This window comes from Mesorhizobium sp. M7A.F.Ca.US.005.03.2.1, from assembly GCF_003997795.1.
Taxonomy (GTDB): Bacteria; Pseudomonadota; Alphaproteobacteria; order Rhizobiales; family Rhizobiaceae; genus Mesorhizobium; species Mesorhizobium ciceri.
The window spans coordinates 1-2,940 of sequence record NZ_RZRP01000791.1; the positions used below are offsets into that span (position 1 = coordinate 1).

The window sequence follows — 2,940 nt, forward strand, 5'->3', positions numbered from 1 at the left end:
GTCTATGGCGCCGCCTCGCTCGCCGCCGAAAGCGGCGAGGAACCGGGCGTGCTGCGCCGGCAGGTCACCAGCCCCAACGGCACGACGGCCGCGGCGCTGGCCGTTCTGATGGGCGAGGACCGGCTGACCAATCTGCTGACGCAAGCGGTGGAGGCTGCGCGGCTGCGGTCGGTCGAACTGGGGAGATAAATCCTCAGTTTGTCCCGTACAGCATCTCATCCTGCAGCCGGCGCAAGGCGAACAGCCTCGTCGTCTGGTCGGGCGACGCATTATCCGCCGTCAGCAATTCGCCTTTCGTGACCGGTTTCAGCACCTTGCCGCCCTCGAGCAGGCCGACCGGCACGGCGCGCTGGGCGCGGGCTTCGCCGACGGTCATCGTCCAGGAGCGGTAACAAGTCTCGCCGATCGCATCGAAGGTCTCGCCGGGGGCAAGGTCGCGCTTGGCAACGGCGCACACTTCGGCAACCGGCCGCGGCAGCGGCACCATGTCGGGCTTGCCGAAAAGCACGATGCGGGCGGCGGTCAGCGGCACTTCCAGCGAGGTCAAATGGTATGGCCGGAACAGGCTGTAATAGGGGCCGTGGCCGATATGAAGATCGTCCATGCGCTCGATGATGCGCGGATGCGTCGCTTCGACGATGACGAAGACACCGGGCGCGACGCCCTTGCCGACCGTGTAGTCGACGACGCCTTTCTTCAACAGCAGCCCGCCATCCTCGCGCGGGATCAGCACCTTGGCGAGGTCGTCGCGATCGGCCTTGGGGCCGTGCATGCCGGGGACGTCCGGCACCAGCCCGGTGGCGTTGGCGATGGCGCACATCTCGACCATGGTCTTGGAGCCGTCGACGAACTCGACCAGCATGCGCGGGTTCATGTTGCGGCGGATCGCTTCGGCGCGATAGTCGTCCGGCACGGCATCGTGGTTGAGCGGGTTGTTCTTGCCCTTGCCGGCCGACACGATGGTCAACCCGAGCGCCGACGCAAACTCGATCAGTTCCATGCAGCTCGACGGCTCGTCGCCCGCACCCACCGAATAGACGACGCCAAGCCGGTCGGCCTGCTGCTTGAGATAGCAGCCGATGGTGACGTCGGCCTCGACGTTCATCATCACCAGATGCTTGCCGTGCTCCATCGCCATGAGGTCGAAATCGGCGGCGACGCCCGGCTTGCCGGTGGCGTCGATGACGACGTCGATCAGCGGATTGGTGACCAGCATCTCGTTGGATGTGACGGCGATTTTTCCCGCCTCGATTGCCGCGGTGACTTTCGAGGCGGTGTCGGCTTCGGCCGCCATGGCTTCGTCGCCATAGGCGATACGGATAGCGTCGCGCGCGGTGTGCGGGCGGCGCGTCGAGACGGCGCAGACCGAAATGCCCGGCATCAGCATGCCCTGCGTGACCAGATCGGTGCCCATTTCGCCCGAACCGATGACACCGATGCGCACCGGGCGGTTCTCGGCGGCACGCTTGGCGAGATCACGGGCAAGCCCGGTCAGGGCGACGTTGGTCATGCAGGAATGTCCACAGCTTCGTGATTTGGGGTCGGATAGCAGGGAATGGGTTCTATTTGCCAACGAAACCCGGTCGCGACCGGCAATTTCCCACGAAATCGTCTCGGAAGGCACGTCCGCCGGGGCTCGATTCGCCGAAGCCCAACAATTGACATTGCAGCGGACAACCCCAATAAAACATTCGTTTGTCAACAAAGGCAAATGTTCACCGACGCGACAGTCGGGAAGCATTCGCCTCTGGGCAAATTGGGGAGTGTCTTTGCGCCACGGCGTCAAAGGCTGGATGGAGCATCATTGCGAGGCGTCGAGCGAAGGCTCGCGGCTCCAGGGGAGGAAAAATGGATACTGTTCTCGCGGGCCTAAAAGGGGCCATCGATACGCTTGGCCCGACGATCCTGCTGCCAATTGTCATTTTCGTCATCGCCGTGGTTCTGGGCGCCAAGGTCAGCAAGGCTTTTCGCGCCGCCGTCACCATCGGCGTCGCCTTCATCGGCATCAATCTGGTGCTTGGCCTCATGTTCACGTCGATTGGCGACGTCGCCAAGGCCATCGTCACCAACACCGGCATCCATCGCGACATCATCGATGTCGGCTGGCCCTCCGCGGCCGCGATCGCCTTCGGCTCATCGGTCGGCCTTTGGGTCATTCCGGTCGGCATCCTCGTCAACATCGTGCTGTTGCTGACACGCATGACGCGCACGCTCAATGTCGACGTCTGGAATTTCTGGCACTTCGCCTTTGTCGGCTCGCTGGTCGTCGCCGCAACCGACAATCTGGCCTATGGCATCGCGGTCGCAGCACTTGTCGCAGCACTCTCGCTGCTGTTCGCCGACTGGTCGGCGCGCGCGGTACAGCAGTTCTACGGGGTACCCGGCATTTCCGTGCCGCATCTCGCCTCGGCGCAGATCCTGCCGATCGCCATTGTGCTCAACTGGATCATGGACCGCATTCCCGGGATCAACCGCATCAACATCAACACCGATACGATCGAGCGCAGGTTCGGCGTGTTCGGCGAACCTGTCGTGATGGGCCTCATTATCGGCCTCGTGCTTGGTGCGATCGCCTTCTACAATGCGGGTGATCTCAGCGTGGTGCTGGCCAAGGTTCTGGGCACCGGCATGACGCTGGCCGCGGTCATGCTGCTGCTGCCGCGCATGGTCAAGATCCTGATGGAAGGCCTGCTGCCGGTTTCCGACGCAGCCCAGGCATTCGTGCGCAAGCGCACGGGCGATCGCGAGCTTCTTGTTGGCCTCGATTCCGCGATCCTGATCGGCCATCCGGCCGCGATCTCGTCGTCGCTGATCCTGGTGCCGATCGCGATCATCCTGTCCATCATCCTGCCGGGCAACCGCGTCATCCTGTTCGCCGACCTTGCGGTCATTCCCTTCATCGTCGCCATGACCGCGCCGCTGGTCAAAGGCAACGTGTTC

At 63.6% G+C, this 2,940-nt stretch carries 3 protein-coding genes; 2 read left to right on the forward strand and 1 reads right to left on the reverse strand.

Annotated elements, in window-relative coordinates:
• A partial coding sequence (locus tag EN991_RS30365) for a pyrroline-5-carboxylate reductase dimerization domain-containing protein (protein WP_281058821.1) occupies nucleotides 1-189 on the forward strand: 189 nt, incomplete at its 5' end.
• 4 nt (nucleotides 190-193) lie between these two features.
• Here the strand turns inward: EN991_RS30365 and EN991_RS30370 are convergent.
• Entirely contained in the window at nucleotides 194-1,510 is a 1,317-nt protein-coding gene (locus EN991_RS30370; protein ID WP_127370126.1) for an NAD(P)H-dependent oxidoreductase, read from the reverse strand.
• 338 nt (nucleotides 1,511-1,848) lie between these two features.
• Between EN991_RS30370 and EN991_RS30375 the strand changes: the two genes are divergently transcribed.
• The coding region (locus EN991_RS30375) for a PTS transporter subunit IIC (protein ID WP_127370127.1) at nucleotides 1,849-2,940 on the forward strand (1,092 nt) is incomplete at its 3' end.

Coding starts and splice junctions, on each gene's coding strand:
- EN991_RS30370 (WP_127370126.1), bottom strand. CDS start 1,510: ATGACCAACGTCGCCCTGACCGGGCTTGCCCGTGATCTCGCCAAGCGT.